Origin of the sequence: Nocardioides renjunii (assembly GCF_034661175.1) — a bacterium.
GTDB classification, from domain to species: domain Bacteria; phylum Actinomycetota; class Actinomycetes; order Propionibacteriales; family Nocardioidaceae; genus Nocardioides; species Nocardioides renjunii.
In genome coordinates this window covers 3,913,033-3,934,883 of the sequence record NZ_CP141058.1, presented here as the reverse complement: position 1 = coordinate 3,934,883, position 21,851 = coordinate 3,913,033, and the positions used below count along the sequence as shown (strand labels likewise).

Genomic DNA, 21,851 nt, shown 5'->3' with positions numbered 1-21,851 from the left:
TGGCGTGGTCAGCTGGCGTCGCCCAGGTCGATGTCGTACTCCTCGACCAGGTCGGCGTAGCGCTGCCTGTCGGTCTCGAGGGCCTCGGCCACCTCGTCGCCGGGGACCTCCATCGGCGTGAGGCTGTTCTGCTCGTTGAAGGCCTGGTAGTCCTCGGACTCGAACGTCGTCTGCATCGCCTCCCAGATGGTGTCCTTGACGTCCTGGGGCGTGCCCTTCGGGGTCGTCATGAAGCGGTACTGGTAGACCTCGACGTCGAGGCCCTGCTCGGTGGCGGTGGGCACGTCGGGGAGGAACTCGATGCGCTCGGGGGCGAAGACCGACAGGGCGGTGAGCTTGCCGTTCTCGATGTTCTCGATCGCCTCGCCGGTCTGCAGGCAGGCGGTGTCGACCTGGTTGCCGAGCAGCGCGGTGAGGGCGGGGGCGCCGCCGTCGAACGGCACGGCCTCGGAGTCGATGTCGCCGCTCTCGTAGGTCAGCGCGCAGGCGAGCTGGGCGCCCGTGCCGACGCCGGTGGTGCCGTAGGTGACCTTCTTGCCGGCGCCCTTGAGGTCGTCGATCGTTGTCCAGGGGTTCTCCGAGTTGGTCACGAGCACGTAGTCGTCGCGCGAGACGCCCCCGACGACGTCGAAGTCGTCGATGCTGGTGACCTCGTCCTCGGCCACCGCGAGGGGCGTGATGGCGAAGAGCGAGGCGTTCTGCACGGAGATGATGTTGCCGTCGGGCTCGGCCTGCTGCACCTCGGCGGCGGCCAGCGCGCCGTTGGAGCCGGAGCGGTTGAGCACCGAGAACGTCTCGCCGAGCTCGTCGGAGAGCCCGGTGGCGATCTGGCGCGAGATCAGGTCGGACGAGCCGCCCGGGTCGGCGCCGACGTACATCTCGACGGAGCCCGAGGGGTACTCGCCGCCGTCGTCGCCACCGGTGGTGGTGGAGACGCCGCCGCAGGCCGAGAGGGCGAGGGCCGTGCCGGTGGCGACGGCCGCCAGGCTGAGGGTCTGCTTGCGCATGGTGGTGCTCCTTGTCAGGGGTGTGACCACCGACACTAGGTTTGCACGACGATGCCGGTCCAAGCCCGATTCGGCATGGACTGATCCAACTCGTGCATCGTAGCCTCGGCTGGTGATCACCCTCGACCAGGTCCGCTCCTTCGTCGCGGTGGCCGAGGAGCTGCACTTCGGGCGGGCCGCCGAGCGCCTCCGGATGACGCAGCCGCCGCTGTCGCGACAGATCCAAAAGCTGGAGAAGTCGGTGGGTGCGCGGCTGCTCGAGCGCGACAACCGTCGCGTCGAGCTGACGGGCGCGGGCGTCGCCTTCCTCGACGAGGCCTACCGGCTGCTCAACCTCGTCGAGGGCGCCGGCGACCTGGCCCGGCGCGTCGACGCCGGGGCGGCGGGCGTCGTACGCCTCGGCTTCACCGCCGTCTCCGCGATCTCGATCCTCGGGCCGCTGCTGCGCCGCCTCACCGCCGAGCTGCCGGACGTCGAGGTGGTGCTGTCGGAGCGCGTGACCAACGCCCAGGTCGACGGCATCCGTCGCGGCGAGCTCGACGTCGGGCTGGCCCGGCCGCCCTTCGACACCTCGTTGCTGCGCTCGCGGGTGGTCCTGCGCGAGCCGTTGATGGCGGTCGTGCCGGCCTCGCACCCGCTCGCCTCGGTCGCGCGGCCGCTGGCCGCCGGCGACTTCGACGGCGAGGCGGTGATCGGCTACAACCCCGACCAGTCGCGCTACTTCCACGAGCTGTCGGTGCGGTTCTTCGCCAACGCCCACCCCCGCGTCGACCAGCGGGTGCACCAGGTGCTGACCGCGATGCTCCTCGTCTCCGCGGAGCGGGGGGTGACCCTGGCCCCCGCCTCGGCGGCGTCGCTGCACGTCGACGGGGTGGTCTTCAAGGAGCTGGCCCACCATGGCGGCGACACCCGCGTGGACGCCGACCCCGACCGGCCGGTCGAGCTGCACGCGATCTGGTCGCGGGAGGCGATCACCCCCGTCGTACGACGGGTGCTGGACGTCGTGACGGCGCGCGTCGGACCCTAGGCGCGCGCGGCGCGGTGTCAAGGCTTCCTTGCGCGTCCTGCGGCGAACCACCCCTGCGGTGACCGCCGACGTGGTGGAATCGACCCCGGAGAGGGGTGCGATGCACGACGAACCAGACGCCGGCCGCACCGGCGAGCCCAGCGCGGACGGTCCCGCGGCGCTCGCCCCGTGGGCCGACGACCAGACCCGGCAGCACCTGCAGGTGCTCGTCGAGGGCGTGGCGACGCTGGCCGGCTTCGAGCAGTCGGCGGTCCTCCTGCGCCGCGACGGGGTCTTCCAGGTGGTCGCCGCGGCCAGCGTCGCCGACGGCTTCATCGGCTCCACGACGCCGACCTGGGCCATCGAGCGTGAGCTCGCCCGCTCCGACGACTGGGGCGCCTGGCGCTTCGTGCCGCACGACCGCGTCGGCGACGAGGTGCTCGACTACAGCCACATCCCCGACATCACCCCGCTCGAGGGTGAGGACGCGTGGCACCCGCTGGACTGGCTCTTCGCCCCCCTCCACGACGACCAGGGCGAGCTGCGCGGCGTGCTTGGCGTGGACAGCCCGCGCGACGGCCGCCTGCCGGGGCCGGAGAAGCTCGAGGTCCTCACCCGCTACGCCGGCGTCGCCCGCACGCTGATCCTGCTCGCCCTCGAGCGCGAGGACCTGCACGAGCGGGTGCGCATGGCCACCGAGGCCCGCGCGATCGTCCGGCAGGCGCTGATCGAGCCGACGCTCGACCTCGTCCTCGAGGCCTGCCGCGCGACGCTGGTGTCGTGCTTCGACGCCATCGGCATGTGGCTGACGGCCTTCGACGAGCACGGCAGCGGCACCTCGACGACGTTCTACTCCCGCGACAGCGACATCGCGCCGCCCTTCTCCGAGATCGACGACGTCGTGGTGGGGCTGGCGCACCGCTACTGGGCCGACCAGTACGTCGCGCCGTTCTCGTCCGCCAACCGCGACCAGCCGGGACTGCCGCCCGAGGACGCCGAGCGGCTCGTGCAGTTCCTCGACCGGATCGGCCTCGGCTCGGTCCTCTTCGTCCCCCTCGGCGTCGGTCCCGCGTGCCTCGGATTCCTCGTGCTCACCCGCGCCCCGGACGCCCGGCCGTGGACGGACCTCGAGCGCGACGCCGCGCTCGACATCGGCCGCGACCTCGGGCTCGCCGTCGCCAACGCCCGGCAGCTCGAGCTCGAGCGCGCGGTCATCGACCGGCTGCGCCGCCTCGACAGCTATCGCGTCGAGGTGGTCAACACCCTCGGTCACGAGCTGCGCAACCCCCTCTTCTCGATGAGCGCCAACCTCGAGCTGCTCGACATGGCGAGCCTGGACCCCGACGCCCGGCGGTCGGTGGAGGCCGCCACCCGCGGTGCGGTGCGGATGCGCGCCGTCATCGAGGACATGCTCACCATGGCCCAGGTCTCCGACCCACGGCGCGAGTTCGACCCGGTGGCGGTCGACCTGCGCCGGGTGGTGCACGACGTGATCGACGAGTGCCGCGCCGGCGCCGACGCGGGGTCGGTCACGGTCGAGGCCGACCTGCCCGAGGCGCCGGCCATGGTGGCCGGCCAGCCCGACGAGCTGCACCGGCTGCTGACCAACCTGATGACCAACGCCATCAAGTACACCGACCCCGGCGGCCGGGTCGTCGTCCGCATCGCGAGCCACGGCGCGGACGTCGTCACCACCGTCACCGACACCGGCATCGGGATCTCCGCCTCCGACCAGGAGCAGCTCTTCCGCGAGTTCTTCCGCTCCACCAACCCGGCCGCCCTGACCCGGCCCGGCACCGGGCTCGGCCTGGCGATCGTGGCCCGGATCGTCAACCGGCACGGCGGCACCGTCGGGCTCGACTCCGAGCGAGGCCGTGGGACGACGGCCACGGTCACGCTGCCGGCGTACACCGGCGTCCTCGCCGAGGACGTCGTCAGCGCGGACTGAGCGCGAGCGTCAGCGCGCAGTGAGCGCGAGCGTCATGAAGGTGCTCATCGGGTCCTCGACGTAGGACCCGAACGGCGGGCAGGGCTCGAAGCCCGCCCGCGCGTAGAAGGTCCGCGCCGCCTCGAAGAACGCCATGCTGCCCGTCTCGAGCGAGACCCGCTCGACCCCGCGCGACCTAGCGTCGTCCAGGACGTGGGCGAGCAGCGCCGAGGCGATCCCGCGGCCGCGGAGGCGGGGGTCCGTCCGCATGCTCTTGAGCTCCTCGTGCCGCTCGTCGAGCCCCGCCAGTGCCGCCGTGCCGGCGACGCCCTCGACGTCGGGGACGGCGGCCACCCAGAGGCGTACGTGCTCCGCCTGCAGCGCGCGCAGGTCGAGCGCGTGCCGGCTCTCCGGCGGTGCCGTGGGCTCCATGTCGTCGAGGTGGGCCTGGAGGAAGGCGCCGAGCCGGGGGTCAGCGAAGTCGGCGCGGGTGATGGTCACGTCCACGGGGGAAGTGTGGCCGGTCGGTGGTGCGGGTCGTGCCTCAGGGGCGCGGGTTGGTCCGGGTCCACGGCCTGCTGTCGCGCTTCTCGCCCATCCCGGCCGCGCAGCGGCGGCACACCTCGCGCACCTCGTCGGCGTCGCGCCCGGTGGCGGGCTGGGCGTCCACCCACTGCACGTGCGGGAACCGGTGCAGCCGGGCCTTGCTGAGCGGCACCCCGCACAGCGTCTGGTTGGTGCCGCGCAGCCAGGCGTGGACCAGGCCGGCGGGCGCGCGGAAGCCGTCGGGGTCGGTCCAGCGGTCGGTCGCGGCGACGGCTGCGTCCTTGGGTGCCATGCCCTCCGGTGCCCTCGCATCGACCGTCGTATGCCGGGTACGGAGGCGTCTCCAGACCGGCCCGACGATGCGACGAACCACGAGGAAGGACCTGCCATGAGCGACCAGGGACAGTCCGAGCAGACCCGACAGGACCCGACCCAGGTGCACGAGCAGCCCGACACCGAGGGCGAGCAGCTGCCGGAGCCGGGTGACGAGGCCTCGGTCACGAGTGAGATGGACGAGAAGCCCGACCACGGCGAGGAGACCTACCGCGGCCACGACCGCCTGCTCGACCAGGTCGCGGTCATCACCGGAGGGGACTCCGGCATCGGCCGCGCCGTCGCCCTGGCCTTCGCCCGCGAGGGCGCCGACGTGGTCATCGCCTACCTCGACGGCGAGGACGAGGACGCCGAGGAGACAGCGCGCCTCGTCGAGGACGCCGGGCGTCGGGTCGTGCTGGTCCCGACCGACCTCGTGGAGGAGGAGGCCTGCCGGGCGCTCGTGGACCGCGCGGTCGAGGAGTTCGGCCGCATCGACGTCCTGGTCAACAACGCGGCCTACCAGATGGCGCAGCCCGGCGGCATCGCCGACATCACGACCGAGCAGCTCGACCGGGTGATGCGCACCAACATCTACGCCATGTTCTGGCTGTGCAAGATGGCGCTGCCGCACATGAAGGCCGGGGCCAGCATCATCAACACCTCCTCGGTGCAGTCGAGCTCGCCGTCGCCGGAGCTGCTCGACTACGCCACCACGAAGGCCGGGATCGTGAACTTCACCCGCGGCCTGGCGCAGATGGTCGCGGAGCAGGGCATCCGGGTCAACGCGGTGGCGCCGGGCCCGATCTGGACGCCGCTCATCCCGGCGACCATGCCGCCGGAGAAGGTCGAGACGTTCGGCCAGCAGACCCCGATGGGCCGGGCCGGCCAGCCCGCCGAGGTGGCGACGGCGTTCGTCTACCTCGCCTCGCCCGAGTCCAGCTACATCACCGGCGAGGTCATCGCGGTCACTGGGGGACAGCCCGTCACCATGTGACGCGTCGAGTGCCGACCGGGCGCGGCGGGCTTGGACCCGGCGCCCCGCCGGTGCGACGGTGACCCCATGGAGACCTTGCTCGACGTCGACTACCTCGTCGTGGGGGCCGGTGCCATGGGCATGGCCTTCACCGACGCGCTGGTCGACCACGCCGACGTCCGCGTGGCCGTCGTGGACCGGCGCCACGGTGCGGGCGGCCACTGGCTCGAGGCCTACCCCTTCGTCCGGCTGCACCAGGCGTCGGCCTTCTACGGCGTGGCCTCGACGGTCCTCGGCGGCGGCCGGCTGCAGCAGCACGGCCCCGAGGCGGGCCTGCAGGAGCGCGCGTCGCAGCCCGAGATCGTGGCCTACTACGACCGGGTGGTCGAGCGGCTGCGGCAGACCGGACGGGTGGAGCTGCTCACGGGCGCGGACCACGTCGGTGACCGGACCGTCGTCTCGCGGGTGTCCGGGCAGCGGTTCGTGGTGCCGGAGCGGTGCCGCGTCGTCAACGCCCACCACCTGGCGCCCGGCATCCCTGCCGAGGTGCCGCCGCCCTTCGCCGTCTCCGCGGACGCGCACGTGGTGCCGGCCAACGACGTCGTACGCCTCGAGGCCGCGCCGAGCCAGTACGTCGTCGTGGGTTCCGGCAAGACCGCCACCGACACCTGCGTCTGGCTGCTGCAGCACGGCGTCGACCCCAATGCGATCTGCTGGGTGCGACCGCGCGACCCGTGGATGCTCGACCGGGCCCTCATCCAGCCCGACCCGGAGATCTTCCTGGGCGTGCCGGCGGCGATCCTCGAGTCGGCGGCGGCCTCGTCGAGCCTGGACGAGGTGTTCCTCCGGCTCGAGGGGGCCGGCGTGATGATGCGGATCGACCGCTCGGTCACGCCGACCATGGCCAAGGCGCCGACGCTGGGCACGTGGGAGCTAGAGCTGCTGCGCAGCATCGAGGACGTCGTACGACGCGGGCACCTGCGCGCGGTCGACCGCGGCCGTCTGACCTTCACCGACGGCTCGACCGTGCGGGTCGCCGACGACGCGGTCGTCGTGCACTGTGCGGCGGACGGGCTGAAGAACCCGCCGCTGGTGCCGGTGTGGCGACCCGGGGACATCACGCTGCAGCCGGTCCGTGCGGGCTTCCCGTGCTTCGGCGCGGCCGTGACCGGCTACGTCGAGGCGACCCGCACCGACGACGACGAGAAGAACCGGCTCTGCCCGCCGTCGCACTACGGCAACACGCTGGCCCAGTGGGCGGCGATGAACGTCCTCGGTACGCGCGCCTCGACGTCGTTCTCCGCGGAGCCGGACATCGCCGCGTGGGCCAGCCGGGTCACGCTCAACCCGGCCCGGGTGCCGCCGGACCACCCGTCGACGCCGGCCCTCGACCACGTCCGGGAGCGGATCGCGGCCAGCACCGGGCCGGGCCTGGCGAGGCTCGCGGAGCTGTCCGGCCTGTCCGGGCTGTCCGGGCTGTCCGGGCCCGCCGGCTAGGCCCCGACCGCGGCGTACCCCTCGCGGTAGGTCGGCAGTGCCGGCGCCCAGCCCGTTGCGCGGAGCCGGGCGTTGGACAGCCGCTTGCCGTGACCGCGGGCCGGGTCGGCAGGCGGGGGAGCCGGCGCGCCGAGCCGCTGCGCGAGGAAGGCCGCGACGTCGCCCAGCTGCGCCGGCTCGTCGTCGGTGCCGAGGTAGAGCCGGTCCGGCTGCCCCGCCATCGTCAGGAGGTGGACGACCGCGGCCGCCGCGTCGCCGCGGTGGATGCGGTTGGTCCAGCGGTGCGGGTCCTCGACGCGACCCTCGCGCACCTGGTCGACGAGCCGGGTGCTGCTGCCGCCGTAGAGGCCGGAGAGCCGCAGGACCGTCCCGCCCGGGACCCGCTCGTGGAACGCCACCTCGGCCGCCACCAGCATCCGGCCGGGCCCGTCCGCCGGCGTGGTCGGCGCGGTCTCGTCTTCCAGCGGCGGCTGGTCGCGGCTGCCGTGGACGGCGGTCGAGGACACCAGCACCGCCCGCTCGGGGACGACCGGCAGCGCGTCGAGCGCGCGCGCCATCCCGTCGACGTACGTCGCGCGGTAGGACTCCTCGGTGCGCGGCCGCGCGGTCAGCGCCACGACCACGAAGCGGGGGCGTACGTCGGACAGGTCCGGCGCGCCGGCCGTCAGGTCGACCGACCGGCCGACGAGCGGCGCCGGCACCTTGGCGGCGTCGCGACGCAGTGCGAGCACGTCGTGGCCGAGGTCGGCGAGCCGGAGGCCCACGGCGGCACCGAGGTCGCCGGCGCCGACGAGGAGGACGTCGGAGGTCATGGGGCGCAACCTATCGAGCGGCCCGAGGCATGATGCCGTCGACGCATCACGGGATTCAGAAACGGGCTTGGACAGGCATCGTCGCTCGTTCCTAGGTTGGTGAGCAGCGCCACACCAGTGGCGGGACCACCGGCCTCGGACTGAAGGACGCAGCGTGACGAAGTACAGCCCCACCGAGCTCGTCGAGACCCTGGGGAGCGGCCTGCTGTCGTTCCCGGTGACCCACTTCGACGCCGACCTGCAGTTCGACGAGCCCGCCTACCGCGAGCACCTCGAGTGGCTCAGCGGCTACCCGGTGGCCGGGCTGTTCGCCGCCGGCGGGACCGGCGAGGGCTTCTCGCTCACCCCCGAGGAGACCGACCGGGTCGTCCGCAGCGCCATCGCCGGCGCCGGCGGGAAGGTGCCCGTGCTGGCACCCGCCACCGGCTCGACGGTCAACGCGGTGGCCCAGGTCCGGGCGGCCGAGGAGGCCGGTGCGGACGGGATCCTGCTCATGCCGCCCTACCTCACCGAGGCGGGCCAGCGCGGGCTGGTCGAGCACGTCAGCGCCGTGTGCGCCGCGACCGGCCTCGGGGTCATCTACTACTCGCGCGCCAACGCGGTGCTCGGCACCGACGCACTCGAGCAGGCGTGCCAGCGCAACGGCAACCTCGTCGGCTTCAAGGACGGCGTCGGCTCGATCGAGCAGATGACCCGCACCTACGCCCAGCTCGGCGACCGGCTCGTCTACGTCGGCGGCCTGCCCACCGCGGAGGTCTTCGCGCTGCCGCTGCTGCAGCTCGGGGTGACCACCTACAGCTCGGCGATCTTCAACTTCGTGCCGCAGTTCGCGCTCGACTTCTACTCCGCCGTCCGTCGCCAGGACCAGGCGACGGTCTACGCGATGCTCAACGACTTCGTCATCCCCTACACCAAGATCCGCGACCGCGAGTCCGGCTACGCGGTGTCCATCGTCAAGGCCGGCCTGGCCGCCGTGGGACGTCCGGCCGGTCCGGTGCGCCCGCCGCTGTCGGACCTGCTCGAGGCCGAGCGCGACGAGCTCCAGACGCTCGTCGACAAGGTGGCAGGCTCGAACGCCTGACCCGCCGCACCACGAGCACGAGCAGCACGAGCAGCACGAGCAGCACAGCTACCGAGAGGACCCCATGTCCGACAGCCAGACGATCGCCGCGACCTCCGTCATCGCCGGCGCCGACTCCGAGCAGCCCGACGTCGCCGCCGCGACCGCGGCAGCCGTCGAGGCGTTCGCCGCCTATCGCGCCACCTCGCCCGCCGAGCGCGGTGCCTTCCTCGAGGCGGTGGCCGGCGAGATCGAGGCCGACCAGGACGCGATCATCGTCGAGGCCGTGCGGGAGAGCGGACTGCCCGAGGGCCGCATCACCGGGGAGGTGGGGCGTACGACGGGACAGCTGCGGATGTTCGCCGGCGTCGTCCGGTCCGGTGACCACCTGGGCGTCCGCATCGACCCGGCGCTGCCGGACCGTGCGCCGCTGCCGCGGGCCGACATCCGCCAGCGGATGGTGCCGCTCGGGCCGGTCGCCGTCTTCGGTGCCAGCAACTTCCCGCTCGCGTTCTCCACCGCCGGGGGCGACACCGCCTCGGCGCTGGCGGCCGGCTGCCCGGTCGTCGTCAAGGGCCACCCCGCCCACCCCGTCACCGGCACGCTCGTCGCCCGCGCCATCACTCGCGCGGTGCAGGCGTCCGGGCTGCCCGCCGGGGTCTTCTCCTTCGTCCTCGGCGGCATCGAGACGGGCCAGGAGCTCGTCGTCGACCCGCGGATCACCGCGGTCGGGTTCACCGGCTCCCGCGGCGGCGGCCTCGCCCTCGTCCGGGCCGCCGCCGGCCGCGAGGTGCCGATCCCGGTCTACGCCGAGATGTCCTCGATCAACCCCGTGGTGGTGCTGCCCGGGGCGCTCGACGGCGACGTCGACGCGCTCGCGACGGCCTACGTCGGCAGCCTGACGCTGGGCGCCGGCCAGTTCTGCACCAATCCCGGCCTGCTCTTCCTGCCGAGCGGCGAGCAGGGCGACGCCTTCCTCCGGGCCGCCGGCCGGGCCGTCACGGACGCCGCCGGCCAGCCGATGCTCACGCCCGGCATCGCCGAGGCGTACGCCAGCGGCACCGCCAGCCTCCGCGGCACCGAGGGCATCCGCGTCGTCGGCGAGGGCTCCGCCACCGGCGACCACGCGCCCGCGCCCGTGGTCTACGAGGCGCCCGCCGAGCTGCTCGCACTCGACGACAGCACCGTGACCGACGAGGTGTTCGGTGCCTCCGGCGTCGTCGTGCGCTACGACGACGTGGCCGACCTGCTGCCGCGCCTCGAGCAGCTCGAGGGCCAGCTCACCGCGACCGTCCACGCCGACCCGGCCAGCTCCGCCGACGCCGACGCAGCCGCCGCGCTGCTGCCGGTGCTCGAGCTCAGGGCGGGCCGGATCCTCTTCAACGGCTGGCCGACCGGTGTGGAGGTCGGGCACGCGATGGTCCACGGCGGGCCCTACCCCGCCACCTCCGACAGCCGCACCACGAGCGTCGGCAGCCTCGCCATCGAGCGCTTCCAGCGCCCGGTCGCCTACCAGGACGTCCCGGCCGCGCTCCAGCCCGAGGCCGTGCGCGACGACAACCCGTGGGGGCTGCGCCGCCGCATCGACGGAGACCTCGAGTGAACGCCAGCATCGCGAGCGTCGAGGCGGTGCCGGTCGCCGGCCACGACTCGATGCTGCTCAACCTCAGCGGTGCGCACGGTCCGTTCTTCACCCGCAACATCGCCATCCTCACCGACTCCGAGGGCCGCACGGGGCTCGGCGAGGTGCCGGGCGGCGAGGCGATCAGGACGACGATCGAGGACGCCGCCGACCTCCTCGTCGGCCAGCCGGTGGCGCGGTTCCGCTCGCTGCTGCGCGAGGTCGCCGCCCGCTTCGCGGACCGCGACGCCGGCGGTCGCGGCCTGCAGACCTTCGACCTCCGCACGACGATCCACGCCGTGACCGCGCTGGAGTCGGCGCTGCTCGACCTGTCGGGCCAGGCGCTCGGCGTCCCCGTGGCCGAGCTGCTCGGCGACGGCCAGCAGCGCGACAGCGTGCCGATGCTGGGTTACCTCTTCTACGTCGGCGACCCCGACCGCACCGACCTGCCCTACCTGCGTCCGACCGACGAGCCGGGCGGCCCCGACGACTGGGAGAAGGTGCGGCGCGAGGAGGCGATGACCCCCGCGGCCGTCGTACGCCTCGCCGAGGCCGCGCAGGCCCGCTACGGGTTCAGCGACTTCAAGCTCAAGGGCGGCGTGCTGGCCGGTGATCAGGAGGTCGCGGCCGTCACGGCGCTGCACGAGCGGTTCCCCGACGCCCGCATCACGCTCGACCCCAACGGCGGGTGGCTCCTCGAGGACGCGGTCCGGCTGCTGCAGGGCACGGACGACGTCCTGGCCTACGCCGAGGACCCGTGCGGGGCCGAGGGCGGCTACTCCGGACGCGAGGTGATGGCGCAGTTCAAGCGCCGCACCGGCCTGCGCACGGCCACCAACATGGTCGCCACCGACTGGCGGCAGATGGCCGACGCGGTGCGCACGAACGCCGTCGACATCCCGCTGGCCGACCCGCACTTCTGGACGATGGCGGGGTCCGTGCGGGTCGCGCAGCTCTGCCACGACTTCGGCCTCACCTGGGGCTCGCACTCCAACAACCACTTCGACGTCTCGCTCGCGATGTTCACCCAGGTCGGTGCCGCCGCGCCGGGGCAGATCACCGCGCTCGACACGCACTGGATCTGGCAGGACGGCCAGGGCCTGACGACCGAGCCGCTCGAGATCCGCGACGGTGCCGTCGCGGTCCCGACGACCCCCGGCCTCGGCGTCACGCTCGACCGCGACCGGCTGGCCGCGGCGCACGAGCTCTACCTCGAGCACGGGCTGGGGGCGCGCGACGACGCCGTCGCGATGCAGTACCTCGTGCCGGACTGGAGCTTCGACCCCAAGCGTCCCTGCCTCGTGCGCTGACCGGGGTCGGTCGGCCGCCGGGGCGATCGGTCGCCGGGTCGGTGGGCCGCCGTGTCGATCAGGTGCGCGCGAGGAAGTCGTCGACCTCCGCCGCGGTGGGCGCGGACTCCGGCCCGCGCCGCGTCACCTTGATCGCCGCCGCGGCGTTGGCCCGTCGGCAGCCCTCGACCCACGGCGTACCGGCGGCGACCTCGGCCAGCAGGGCGCCGGTGTGGGTGTCGCCCGCGCCGTTGGTGTCGACCGGCGTCTGCGGGAAGCCGGCGACGTACGTCGTGGTGCCGCCGACGCGCACGGCGCAGCCGGCCGGGCCGTCGCGGACGATCGCGACGGCGTCGCCGCGGAGGAGGGGAGCGACGGCGGTGGTGAGGTCCGCGAGGTCCGTCGGCGGCTCCTCGCCGACGGCCCGCAGGACGTCCTCGGCCTCCTCGGAGTTGCTCGACCAGACGTCGGTGACCTCGAGCATCGCCGCTCGTACGTCCTCCGGCAGGCCGGCGAACGCGGCGCCCGGGTCGAGCACGACGACGACGTCGGGGTGCAGCGTGGGCAGCCAGGCCAGCAGCGGGTCGCGGGTGCTGGCCAGGGCGAGCGAGAAGCCGGTGACGCACACCAGGTCGCCGGGCCGGGGCTCGGAGGTGGCGAGCGAGTCGACCGAGATCCGGCGCTCGGCGCCGAGGGTGGTGACGAACGTCCGCTCGGCGCTGGGCTCGACCATCACGACGCAGATGCCGGTGTCGAGGTCGGCGACCGGCGGCGCCGACGCCGCGATGCCCTCGGCGGCGAGGGCGGCCCGGACCAGGTCACCGTGCGGGCCGATGCCGTGCGCCCCGGCGTGCACGCAGTCCGCGCCGAAGCGGGCCGCGGCCACGAGCACCGTCACGGAGCCGCCGGCGTAGTCGGTGGCCGAGGACGCCATCACGTTCTGCCCGCGGACCGGGAGGTCGGGCACCTCGACGACGACGTCGACCAGGGCCTGGCCGGTGTGGATGACCCGGCTCACCTCGACCTGCCCGCGAGGACCTCGTCGGTGGTGGCGAGCGTGATCTGCGGCGGGTAGAGCGCCATCACCTCCATCGCCGAGCGGTGGTTGGCGGGTGACGACCCCGCGCAGGCGTCGGTGACGACGGTGATGGTCGCGCCCGCGTCGGCGGCGGCCAGGGCGGTCGACACGACGCAGCAGTCGGTGGAGACGCCGACGAGCACGAGGTGGGGGACCGGACCGGTGACGGCCTCGAGCTCGGGGCCCCACTTGCCGAAGGTCGGCACGGACACGACCTCGGTGGCGAGGTCACCCATGTCGTCGACCAGCTCGAGCAGCGGGTGCCCCTCCGGCACGTCGGCGAACGGCCACGCCTGGAGGTACGAGCGCCAGCTGCCCTGCGGGTCGGTGGCGGGCACCCAGCGCGTGACGACGGTGCGCCGACCGGCCGCGGCGGCGAGTCGGCGTACGGGCTCCACGATGTCGGGGAACATCGGCGAGCCCCACTGGCTCGCCGGGTCGGCGAAGATCCGCTGCGGGTCGATGACGACCAGCCAGGCGTCAGGATGCATGCGCCCAGCCTGTCAGAGGCGGGCGGTGGTCCGCCGCCGGTCTTCGTCCGGCGGGAGCTTTGCACCCGAGTTCCGTGCTTCGAGGTGGAGATCTCTACCTGCAAGGACGGTGGTCCCCGGATATCCGGGGACTCCAGACACCCGCCCCACACATGCAGCCAGCGGCCACCGGTCCCCCGACCGGCAGCCGCTGACCCGCCTGAGGTGCGTTACTTCACCTCGGCCCGCAGGACCGCGCGCAGCCCGAGGGCGAGCGGGATCCAGAGCCACACGAGCGTCGTGACGCCCAGCTGCTGCCAGTTCTCGGCCGTCATGGTGTCCTCGAAGAGCCGGGTGGTGGCGAAGTTGATGTCCACCCACGGCTGCAGGTCGCGGAACCACTCCTGGAAGGCGGCGAGCGCCCCGAGGGCGGCCGGCAGGACCAGGGAGTAGATGAAGTAGCCGACGATCGCGGCGGCGGAGCTCCGCATCAGGACACCGAGGGTGAAGCCGATGAGCATGCCGAGGACGTTGGCGAGCACGATCTGGCCGAACTCCCCGACCGAGACGTTCCACACCGGGTCGAGCCCGGTGATGGCGGAGCCGACCAGGTTGCCGACGGCGCCGACGGCCAGCGCGAGGAACATCGAGGCGACGCCGATGGCGAGGGTGACGAGCATCTTGGCGGTGATCACCCGGCCGCGCCAGGGCACGAGCGTGTAGGTCGTCAGTCCGGTGCGCTGGCTGTACTCACTGGTGACGGACAGCAGGCCGATGATCGGCAGGATCACCGACAGCGGGAAGCCGATCGCGCTGGAGAAGGTCTCCTGGTCGATCGCGGAGTCGGGTGCCCACAGGATGACCGCGGCGGTCGCGAGGACCGCGACGATCCCGACGCTGGCCATCAGCCAGAAGCCGGCACGGGTGTCGAACATCTTGCGCAGCTCGACCTTGGCGAGCCGGGTCATCGGGATGGGCCGGATCGTCCGCGCGGGTGCCGTCGACCGGTGCGCGGGTACGGCGTGGGCCGGCGCCGCCGGCTCGGCCGGGGTCTGGACGGGGATCGTGGTGCTCATGCTGCTGCTCCTTCGAGAGCGGTCTCTTCGCGGGCGGTCAGGGCGGTGAGCTCGAGGAACATCTCCTCGAGGCCGGCGCCGTCGGCGGCGCGCAGCTCCCGCAGGACGACGCCGGCACGGTGTGCCGTCTCGCCGACGAGCTCGGGGTCGGCGTCGACCCGGAGGCCGCCGTCGATCGGGGTGGTCACGACGGCCGCCTCGTGCAGGGCGCGGGCCAGCCGGTCGGGGTCGGCGGTGCGGACGAGCGTGCCGGCCGCGGCGAGCAGCTCGGACTTGCTGCCCTGGGCCACGATGCGGCCCTGACCGATGACGACGAGGTCGTCGGCGATGACCTCGATCTCGTGCAGCAGGTGCGAGGACAGCAGCACGGTGCCGCCGTCGTCGGCGAAGCCGCGGAGCAGGTCGCGCATCCAGCGGATGCCGGCGGGGTCCAGGCCGTTGGCGGGCTCGTCGAGGATGAGCACCTCCGGGTCGCCGATGAGGGCAGTGGCCAGGCCGAGGCGCTGGCGCATGCCGAGGGAGTAGTTGCGCACCCGGCGCTGCGCCTCGTCCTCGGTGAGCCCGACCCGGGCGAGGGTCTCGGGCACGGTGGCCTTGGGCAGCCCCATGGTCTGCTGCGCGATCGTGAGGATCTCGCGGCCGGTGCGGCCGGCGTGCTGGGCCGAGGCGTCCAGCAGGACGCCGACCTCGAGGCCCGGGTTGACGAGGTCGCGGTAGTCGCGACCGGTGATCGTGACCCGGCCGGTGCTGGGCCGGGTCAGGCCGACCATGATGCGCATGGTGGTGGACTTGCCGGCTCCGTTGGGACCGAGGAACCCGGTCACGCGACCGGTGGCGGCCGTGAACGACACGTTGTCGACGGCCGTGAACCGGCCGTACTGCTTGCTGAGGGACTCGACGCTGATCATGGGTCAACCCTCGCGGCGCGGAGGGCGCCACCGCATCGGGGACAGTGCCGGGTCGACCCCTGAGAGCGACCCTGAGAAACCCCCCAGCGGCCGCGCCTGCGGCTCCGGTGGCGCCGCGATGCAGCGGCGTTGGGGCGTCCTTGGGACAATGGCTCCGTGAGCCAGCCCACCGAGCAGCGTCCGCCCCAGGTCACCCTGGCCTCGGGCATCGTCATGTTCGCCTCCGTGATGGTGCTGCTCACCGCCTGGGAGCGCGTCTCCTCGCTGGGGTCGCTCGAGACCCAGCAGTCGATCCGCGACCTCCTCGCGGAGCCGCCCTTCTCCTCCTTGGGCCTCGACGTCGAGGGCGCGACCGGTCTCCTGCGTATCAGCGGGATGGTCGCCGCGGCCGCCGCCTGCGGCACCGCGATCCTCGGCTGGTACGTCCGCAAGCCGGACCGCTCAGCCCGCCTCGCCCTCAGCCTGCTGGCCGTGCCGGTCTTCGTCACCGGCCTCACCGCCGGCGGGCTCGCGGGCTCCTTCGTCGCCGCAGGAGCTGCGATGCTCTGGGTGAACCCGGCCCGCGAGTGGTTCGCCACCGGCCGGTGGACGCCGCCCGCCCCCGCCCGCGACGTCGAGAAGCCGGGCCGGTCCGGCAAGGCCGACAAGGGTGCGACCGGCGCCACGCAGGACTACCGCGGGTCCTGGGGTGCCGGTCCGCAGGCGCCGCAGCCGCCGCAGGGCCAGCCGGGTGCGGGTGCGGCCCAGCCGCCGGGCCCGCCGCCGGCGGACCGGCCGTTCGGCCAGCACCAGCCCGTGCCGCACAACGCCTACGGCCAGCCGGTCCCGCCGGGGGCGTACGCCGAGGCCCCGACGCAGGACCCGAGCCGGCCGCCGCAGCCCTGGGCGCAGGACCGGCTCCCGCAGGTGCCGCCGCCGTGGCAGCAGCACCGTCCCCTCGACACGCGTCCCGGGGCGATGGTCGCGGCGTTCGTCATCACGGTGGTCACGGCCGGTGGGCTGCTCGCGCTGTCCCTGCTCTGGTTCGCGATCGCCGGCTTCTCGCCCGACTTCTTGATGAGCGTGCTCGAGGAGCAGCAGCCGCAGATGATGGAGGACGGCCTGACGCGTGGGGAGGTGCGCACGACGGTGTTCGCCCTCGCCAGCGGTGCCTTCGTGTGGGGCTCGGCGGCGCTCGTCCTCGCCGGCTTCGCGATGGCGCGGCGCGACTGGGCCCGGCGTGGCCTGATGGTCAGCGCCGCCTTCAGCGCCGGCGCGTGCTTCGCCCTGGTGCTGACCGCACCCTTCGTGCTGGTGCCGGCGGTGGCCGCCGTCGCGACGGTCGTGTGCCTGCGGCGGGTCGAGGTCCGGCGCTGGTTCTCGCCCGACCCGCGCTGAGCCTGCGGCACTGCCGTGGAGGACCGCGGACATGGTGAGATAGGACCATGAGCGACCCCTACGGCCAGAACAGTCCCTACGGCCAGCAGCCGTCCTACGGCCAGCCCTCCTACGGGCAGCCGGCCTACGGCCAGCCCGTGTCGGACAAGCGTCCCGGCACGGTGACCGCCGCGGCCTGGATCACGATCGTGTTCTCCGCGCTCACCGCGGCCCTGTTCGGCTTCGCGGCCCTGGCGCTGTTCGTCGCGCGCGACGAGGTCATCGACGAGATGGAGCGGGTCCCGGAGTTCCAGGACGCCAACATCGACGCGGACACCGCCATCGGTGCCGTCGTGGCCGTCGTCGGTGGGCTCGTCATCTGGGCGATCATCGCGATCGTGCTGGCCGTGCTGGTGCTGCGGCGGTCCAACGTGGCCCGCATCCTCCTCGTCATCTCCGCCGTCGTGACCGCGCTGTTCTCCCTCCTCTCCGTCTCCAGCGGCATCTCGCTCGTCACTCTGGTCGCGGCGGTCGCGGTGATCGTGCTGCTCTTCGTGGGCGGTGCCGGTGACTGGTTCAAGCGCACCGGCTCCTCCGGCGGCGACTACCCCGGCGGCCAGTACGGCGGCTACGCGGGCGGCTACGGCGGTGGGTCCTACGGCCAGCCCGGCCAGCCCGACCAGTACGGCGGCGGCTACGGCCAGCCCGGGTCCCAGACGGGTGCCCAGCCGGGCATCGAGCCCGGCCCGGACGCCGGCCCGCAGTACCCCTCGTCCGGGGACAACCCCTACGGCCAGCAGCCGCCGGCCGAGGGCGGCTCCGACCACCCGCCGAGGGAGTACCCGGGCCGCTGACGCGCCCGGTCCGCCGGTCCGCTCAGCGGGCCAGCTCGGCCTCGCCCAGCCGGCGTACGCCCTCCCGGATCACGTCGGGCTCCTTGCAGAACGCCCAGCGCACCAGCTGGCGCCCGGCCTCGGTGTCGTCGTAGAACCCCTGCGTGGGGATCGCGACGACACCGGCGCGCTCGGGCAGGGCCAGGCAGAACTCGCGCCCGTCGGCCCACCCGAGGTGGGAGATGTCGGTGGTCGCGAAGTAGGTGCCCTCGGGCACCCGCGGCGTGAGCCCGGCAGCGGCGAGCCCGTCGCACAGCAGGTCGCGCCGGGCCTGGAGGTCGCGGGCGAGCGTCCGCGGCCAGTCGGGCTCGTGGTCGAGGGCGTGCGCGACCGCGGGCTGCAGCGGCGCACCGGAGGTGAAGGTGAGCCACTGCTTGGCCGCGAGCAGCGCCTGCACCAGGGGCGCGGGTCCGGTGGCCCAGCCGACCTTCCAGCCGGTGAACGAGTACGACTTGCCCGCGCTGGACAGCGTCAGCGTGCGGTGCCACATCCCCGGCAGCGTGGCGATCGGGACGTGTCCCTCCGGGGAGCGGGCGTCGTCGAAGACGAGGTGCTCGTAGACCTCGTCGGTCAGCACGAGGACGTCGTGCTCGATCGCGAGGTCGGCCACGACCTGCAGCTCCTCGCGGGTGAGGACGGTGCCGGTGGGGTTGTGCGGGGTGTTGAGGAGGATCGCCTTCGTCCGGTCGCCCACCACCGCCCGCAGCTCGTCGAGGTCCGGTCGGAAGTCCGGGGCGCGCAGCGTGACCGGGCGGCGGACGGCGCCGCACACGTCGAGCATGGCGACGTACGAGTCGTAGTAGGGCTCGAGCACGACCACCTCGTCGCCGGGGTCGACGAGGCCGAGCAGCGCCGCCGCGACGGCCTCGGTGCACCCCGTCGTCACGACCACCTCGCGGTCGGGGTCGACGTCGAGACCGTAGTGGCGCTGCTGGTGGCGCGCGATGGCGCCGCGCAGGGACGGGATGCCGATGCCCGGTGCGTACTGGTTGGCGCCCGCCTCCAGCGCCGCCTCGGCGGCGGCGACCACGGACGCCGGACCGTCCACGTCGGGGAAGCCCTGGCCGAGGTTGAGGGCGCCGGTGCGCACCGCGAGCGCGGACATCTCGCTGAAGACGGTCGGCGGGACGTGGGCGAGGCGGCGGGCGACGACGGACATGCACCCGAGGCTAGCCCGGCGCCGTGCCGTCCCCGTGGGGCAGACTCGGGGCATGTCCGCAGCCTCCGCCCGAGCCCGCTGGACGGGGGTGCTGGGTGCGGTGCTGGTCGTGGCCGGGCTGGTGCTCGGGGGCTGGGTGGCGTGGCAGGTGTGGGGGACCAACGTCGTCGCGCAGCGCACCCACCGCGACCTGGTCGAGGGTGCCCGGCGTGAGTGGGACCGGGCCGCCGAGGTCGACGGGACCGCACCGGCGCAGGAGGTCACCTTCACCGAGCACGGCGCGATGACGGCGATCGTGCGGATCCCGCGCTTCGGCGAGGACTACGCCGTGCCGCTGCTCGAGGGGACGGACGACGAGGTGCTCGCGGCGGGCTTCGGCCGCTTCACGGACGCGGCGGCCGCCGGGGGCCTCGGCAACTTCGCGATCGCCGCCCATCGGGTCACGCACGGCGAGCCGCTGCGCGACATGCCCGAGCTCGAGCCCGGCGACGAGGTGCTGGTCGAGACCCCGCGGTGGACCTACCGCTACGTCCTCGACACGGGCGGCGACGACCTGACGGTGCCGTTCACCGCGGGCTGGGTGCTCGACGACCTCCCTGCGAACCCCGAGGGCGGTGTGCAGCCCGAGCAGCGTCCGGGCCAGCGGCTCATCACCGTCACCACCTGCTCGGAGCTGTTCCACACCGACGACCGGCTGGTGGCGTTCGGCCACCTGGCGTCGCGGGAGCCGACCGGACGGTGACGCCGGCGACGGGCCGCGTCGCTAGGCTGCGGGCGTGGTTGACGAGACGCTCGCACGCGACATCGACGCGGCCTGCCGCCTGACCGGGGAGTTCACCCTCAGGTCGGGACAGGTCGCCGACACCTACTTCGACAAGTACCTCTTCGAGGCCCAGCCGGCGCTGCTCGACCGCGTCGCCACACGGATGCTCGACCTGCTGCCGCCGGACACCGAGCTGCTCGGCGGACTCGAGCTGGGCGGCATCCCGATCGCCACCATGGTGTCGGCCAAGTCCGGGCTGCCGGCGCTCTTCGTGCGCAAGCAGGCCAAGGAGTACGGCACCTGCAAGCTCGCCGAGGGCCCGGACGTGGCGGGCCGCCGCATCACCGTCATCGAGGACGTCATCACCACGGGCGGTGCCGTGCGCGACGCGACCCGCGCGCTGCGCGACGCCGGCGCGACGGTCGAGGTGGTCGTCTGCGCCATCGACCGCTCACCGGCCGGCGAGGACCCCCTGGCCGACGTCGGCCTGGAGGTCCGCTCCGTGCTCACCCGCGCGGACCTGGACTCCGTCCACCGCTGACGGTGGCCCGCACGCGGGCAGGGCCGGCCGGTCAGTCCAGGTCGCGGCCCGTGATGTCGCGGTCCGGCCCGCCGTCGTGGGGGCCGACCTCGGCGCCCGGTGCGTGGGTGCGCCGGTGGCGTACCCACTCGATGGCGATCGGCACGACGGAGAACGCCAGGATCGCGATGATCAGCTTGTCGATGCTCTCGCCGAGGGCGGGGAACGCGTCGCCGAGGAAGAACCCGAGCAGGCAGATGGACGCCACCCACAGCACCGCGCCGACCAGGCTCCACAGGAAGAAGCGGCGCCGGTCCATCCGGGTCACCCCGGCCACGACGGTGATGTAGGTGCGCACGAACGGGACGAAGCGGCCGATGACCAGCGCCTTGTTGCCGTGGCGGTCGAAGAACGCCGTCGTCTGGTCGAAGTACTTGCGCTTGATGATCCTGCCGTCGCGCTCGTAGAGCGGTGGTCCGAGCTTGCGGCCGATCTCGTAGCCGACGACGTTGCCGAGGAAGCCGGCCGCGACGAGCGCGGCCATCACGACCAGGAGCTCGGCGAAGGCCGGTCCCGGGACGAGGTCGAGCTGCTCGGTCGCGATGAAGAGGCCGAGCGCGAACAGGAGCGTGTCGCCGGGCAGGACCGGGAAGAACAGCCCGCACTCGATGAAGACGATGGCCAGGCTGATCCAGAAGAGCTCGGCGCCGAAGCGGTCCAGGAGCCAGTTGGGGTCCATCCAGTCGATGCCGAGGAGCATCGGCAGTACGACGGCAGGCAGGTCCCCCAGTGCGCTCACGGGCGCCACCCTAGCCAGCGGCGCCCCGTCCGGGCCTGCCTAGGGTGCTCCCATGCAGCCAGGATCCGGCGACGAGGAGCGGGCGCCGTACGACCCGATGCCGCACGGCCCGCCCGAGGTCGGGGTGGGGCCCTGGGAGGGCCCGTGGCCTCAGGGCGCGCACTGGGACCCCGAGCTGCTGCGCGACGGGGACCGGCGCAACGTCATCGACCGCTACCGCTACTGGACGCTCGAGGCGATCGTCAGCGACCTCGACACCCGGCGGCACGACTTCCACGTCGCGATCGAGAACTGGCAGCACGACTTCAACATAGGCACGATCGTCCGCACCGCCAACGCCTTCCTCGCCGCCGAGGTCCACATCGTCGGCAACCGGCGGTGGAACCGGCGCGGGGCGATGGTCACCGACCGCTACCAGCACGTCCGCCACCACGCCGACGCCGCCGGCCTGGCGGCGTACCTCCACGACCTGCCGACGCCCGACGGCGAGCCCGTGCGGCTGCTCGGCATCGACAACCTGCCCGGGTCGCTGCACCTCGAGACGATGGAGCTGCCGCGGCGGGTGTGCTTCCTGTTCGGGCAGGAGGGGCCGGGGCTCTCCGCCACCGCGCGGGAGGTCTGCGACGCCACCTTCTCGATCGCGCAGTTCGGCTCCACCCGCTCGATCAACGCCAGCGCGGCCGCGGCCATCGCGATGCACGGCTGGGTGCGCGCCCACGCCGACCTCGGTGGCGAGGACGCCTGGCGGGGGTAGGCCGCGACCGGCCGGTCGTCAC

General features: G+C 73.5%; 22 protein-coding genes. 12 read left to right on the top strand and 10 right to left on the bottom strand.

Annotated elements, in window-relative coordinates:
* Positions 1–8 precede the first annotated feature (8 nt).
* Complete coding sequence (locus SHK17_RS18895) at positions 9–1,007, bottom strand: Bug family tripartite tricarboxylate transporter substrate binding protein (RefSeq protein WP_322920337.1); 999 nt, start codon at positions 1,005–1,007, stop codon at positions 9–11.
* A 112-nt stretch (positions 1,008–1,119) separates the two neighbouring features.
* Here SHK17_RS18895 and SHK17_RS18890 point away from each other — a divergent pair, with 112 nt between their 5' ends.
* A complete protein-coding gene (locus tag SHK17_RS18890) occupies positions 1,120–2,034 on the top strand; it encodes a LysR family transcriptional regulator (protein ID WP_322920336.1) in 915 nt (304 codons plus the stop codon).
* Positions 2,035–2,134: 100 nt separating this feature from the next.
* Positions 2,135–3,961: a sensor histidine kinase gene (locus SHK17_RS18885; protein ID WP_322920335.1), complete on the top strand. Its 1,827-nt coding sequence runs from the start codon at positions 2,135–2,137 to the stop codon at positions 3,959–3,961.
* Positions 3,962–3,970: 9 nt separating this feature from the next.
* Here SHK17_RS18885 and SHK17_RS18880 read toward each other — a convergent pair whose 3' ends face one another.
* Positions 3,971–4,447: a GNAT family N-acetyltransferase gene (locus SHK17_RS18880; protein WP_322920334.1), complete on the bottom strand. Its 477-nt coding sequence runs from the start codon at positions 4,445–4,447 to the stop codon at positions 3,971–3,973.
* 37 nt (positions 4,448–4,484) lie between these two features.
* Positions 4,485–4,778 (bottom strand): hypothetical protein, encoded by a 294-nt coding sequence (locus SHK17_RS18875; RefSeq protein ID WP_322920333.1) that lies wholly within the window; start codon positions 4,776–4,778, stop codon positions 4,485–4,487.
* Between the two features lie 96 nt (positions 4,779–4,874).
* Here SHK17_RS18875 and SHK17_RS18870 point away from each other — a divergent pair, with 96 nt between their 5' ends.
* On the top strand, positions 4,875–5,795 hold the full coding sequence (locus SHK17_RS18870) for an SDR family oxidoreductase (RefSeq protein WP_322920332.1): 921 nt from the start codon (positions 4,875–4,877) through the stop codon (positions 5,793–5,795).
* A gap of 66 nt (positions 5,796–5,861) precedes the next feature.
* Positions 5,862–7,271 (top strand): NAD(P)-binding protein, encoded by a 1,410-nt coding sequence (locus tag SHK17_RS18865; RefSeq protein ID WP_322920331.1) that lies wholly within the window; start codon positions 5,862–5,864, stop codon positions 7,269–7,271.
* Here the strand turns inward: SHK17_RS18865 and SHK17_RS18860 are convergent.
* A complete protein-coding gene (locus SHK17_RS18860; RefSeq protein ID WP_322920330.1) occupies positions 7,268–8,083 on the bottom strand; it encodes an NAD-dependent epimerase/dehydratase family protein in 816 nt (271 codons plus the stop codon). The genes SHK17_RS18865 and SHK17_RS18860 overlap by 4 nt on opposite strands.
* A gap of 154 nt (positions 8,084–8,237) precedes the next feature.
* Between SHK17_RS18860 and kdgD the strand changes: the two genes are divergently transcribed.
* From kdgD to SHK17_RS18845, 3 genes are all read left to right on the top strand, one after another.
* On the top strand, positions 8,238–9,164 hold the full coding sequence (kdgD, locus tag SHK17_RS18855; protein ID WP_322920329.1) for a 5-dehydro-4-deoxyglucarate dehydratase: 927 nt from the start codon (positions 8,238–8,240) through the stop codon (positions 9,162–9,164).
* Positions 9,165–9,228: 64 nt separating this feature from the next.
* On the top strand, positions 9,229–10,746 hold the full coding sequence (locus SHK17_RS18850; protein WP_322920328.1) for an aldehyde dehydrogenase (NADP(+)): 1,518 nt from the start codon (positions 9,229–9,231) through the stop codon (positions 10,744–10,746).
* Positions 10,743–12,074 carry an enolase C-terminal domain-like protein gene (locus SHK17_RS18845; protein ID WP_322920327.1) on the top strand — a complete coding sequence of 444 codons (1,332 nt, stop codon included), beginning with the start codon at positions 10,743–10,745 and terminating at the stop codon, positions 12,072–12,074. Before SHK17_RS18850 ends, SHK17_RS18845 begins: the two co-directional genes overlap by 4 nt.
* A gap of 58 nt (positions 12,075–12,132) precedes the next feature.
* Here the strand turns inward: SHK17_RS18845 and SHK17_RS18840 are convergent, their stop codons facing one another.
* The 4 genes from SHK17_RS18840 to SHK17_RS18825 all read right to left on the bottom strand — a co-directional run bounded on the left by SHK17_RS18840 (position 12,133) and on the right by SHK17_RS18825 (position 15,585).
* Complete coding sequence (locus SHK17_RS18840) at positions 12,133–13,071, bottom strand: PfkB family carbohydrate kinase (protein WP_322920326.1); 939 nt, start codon at positions 13,069–13,071, stop codon at positions 12,133–12,135.
* Positions 13,068–13,622 (bottom strand): cysteine hydrolase family protein, encoded by a 555-nt coding sequence (locus tag SHK17_RS18835; RefSeq protein WP_322920325.1) that lies wholly within the window; start codon positions 13,620–13,622, stop codon positions 13,068–13,070. The genes SHK17_RS18840 and SHK17_RS18835 overlap by 4 nt, the downstream gene beginning before the upstream one ends.
* Positions 13,623–13,831: 209 nt before the next feature.
* Entirely contained in the window at positions 13,832–14,677 is an 846-nt protein-coding gene (locus SHK17_RS18830) for an ABC transporter permease (RefSeq protein WP_172267193.1), read from the bottom strand.
* Positions 14,674–15,585, bottom strand: a complete 912-nt coding sequence (locus SHK17_RS18825; RefSeq protein ID WP_172267190.1) for an ABC transporter ATP-binding protein — start codon at positions 15,583–15,585, stop codon at positions 14,674–14,676. Before SHK17_RS18825 ends, SHK17_RS18830 begins: the two co-directional genes overlap by 4 nt.
* A gap of 156 nt (positions 15,586–15,741) precedes the next feature.
* Here SHK17_RS18825 and SHK17_RS18820 point away from each other — a divergent pair, with 156 nt between their 5' ends.
* Both SHK17_RS18820 and SHK17_RS18815 read left to right on the top strand, forming a co-directional pair.
* Positions 15,742–16,962 carry a hypothetical protein gene (locus SHK17_RS18820; RefSeq protein WP_322920324.1) on the top strand — a complete coding sequence of 407 codons (1,221 nt, stop codon included), beginning with the start codon at positions 15,742–15,744 and terminating at the stop codon, positions 16,960–16,962.
* 47 nt (positions 16,963–17,009) lie between these two features.
* The gene (locus SHK17_RS18815) at positions 17,010–17,795 is read left to right on the top strand and encodes a hypothetical protein (RefSeq protein ID WP_216652053.1); all 786 of its coding nucleotides are present in this window, start codon (positions 17,010–17,012) and stop codon (positions 17,793–17,795) included.
* A 22-nt stretch (positions 17,796–17,817) separates the two neighbouring features.
* On the opposite strand, the gene SHK17_RS18810 is transcribed toward SHK17_RS18815, so the two are convergent.
* Positions 17,818–18,993 carry a pyridoxal phosphate-dependent aminotransferase gene (locus SHK17_RS18810; RefSeq protein WP_172267184.1) on the bottom strand — a complete coding sequence of 392 codons (1,176 nt, stop codon included), beginning with the start codon at positions 18,991–18,993 and terminating at the stop codon, positions 17,818–17,820.
* 52 nt (positions 18,994–19,045) lie between these two features.
* Here SHK17_RS18810 and SHK17_RS18805 point away from each other — a divergent pair, with 52 nt between their 5' ends.
* A complete protein-coding gene (locus SHK17_RS18805; protein WP_172267181.1) occupies positions 19,046–19,735 on the top strand; it encodes a class E sortase in 690 nt (229 codons plus the stop codon).
* Between the two features lie 34 nt (positions 19,736–19,769).
* Positions 19,770–20,297 carry an orotate phosphoribosyltransferase gene (gene pyrE, locus SHK17_RS18800; protein ID WP_172267178.1) on the top strand — a complete coding sequence of 176 codons (528 nt, stop codon included), beginning with the start codon at positions 19,770–19,772 and terminating at the stop codon, positions 20,295–20,297.
* Between the two features lie 31 nt (positions 20,298–20,328).
* On the opposite strand, the gene SHK17_RS18795 is transcribed toward pyrE, so the two are convergent.
* Complete coding sequence (locus tag SHK17_RS18795) at positions 20,329–21,075, bottom strand: DedA family protein (RefSeq protein ID WP_322920323.1); 747 nt, start codon at positions 21,073–21,075, stop codon at positions 20,329–20,331.
* A 52-nt stretch (positions 21,076–21,127) separates the two neighbouring features.
* Between SHK17_RS18795 and SHK17_RS18790 the strand changes: the two genes are divergently transcribed.
* Positions 21,128–21,829: a TrmH family RNA methyltransferase gene (locus tag SHK17_RS18790; protein ID WP_405030383.1), complete on the top strand. Its 702-nt coding sequence runs from the start codon at positions 21,128–21,130 to the stop codon at positions 21,827–21,829.
* Positions 21,830–21,851 lie beyond the last annotated feature (22 nt).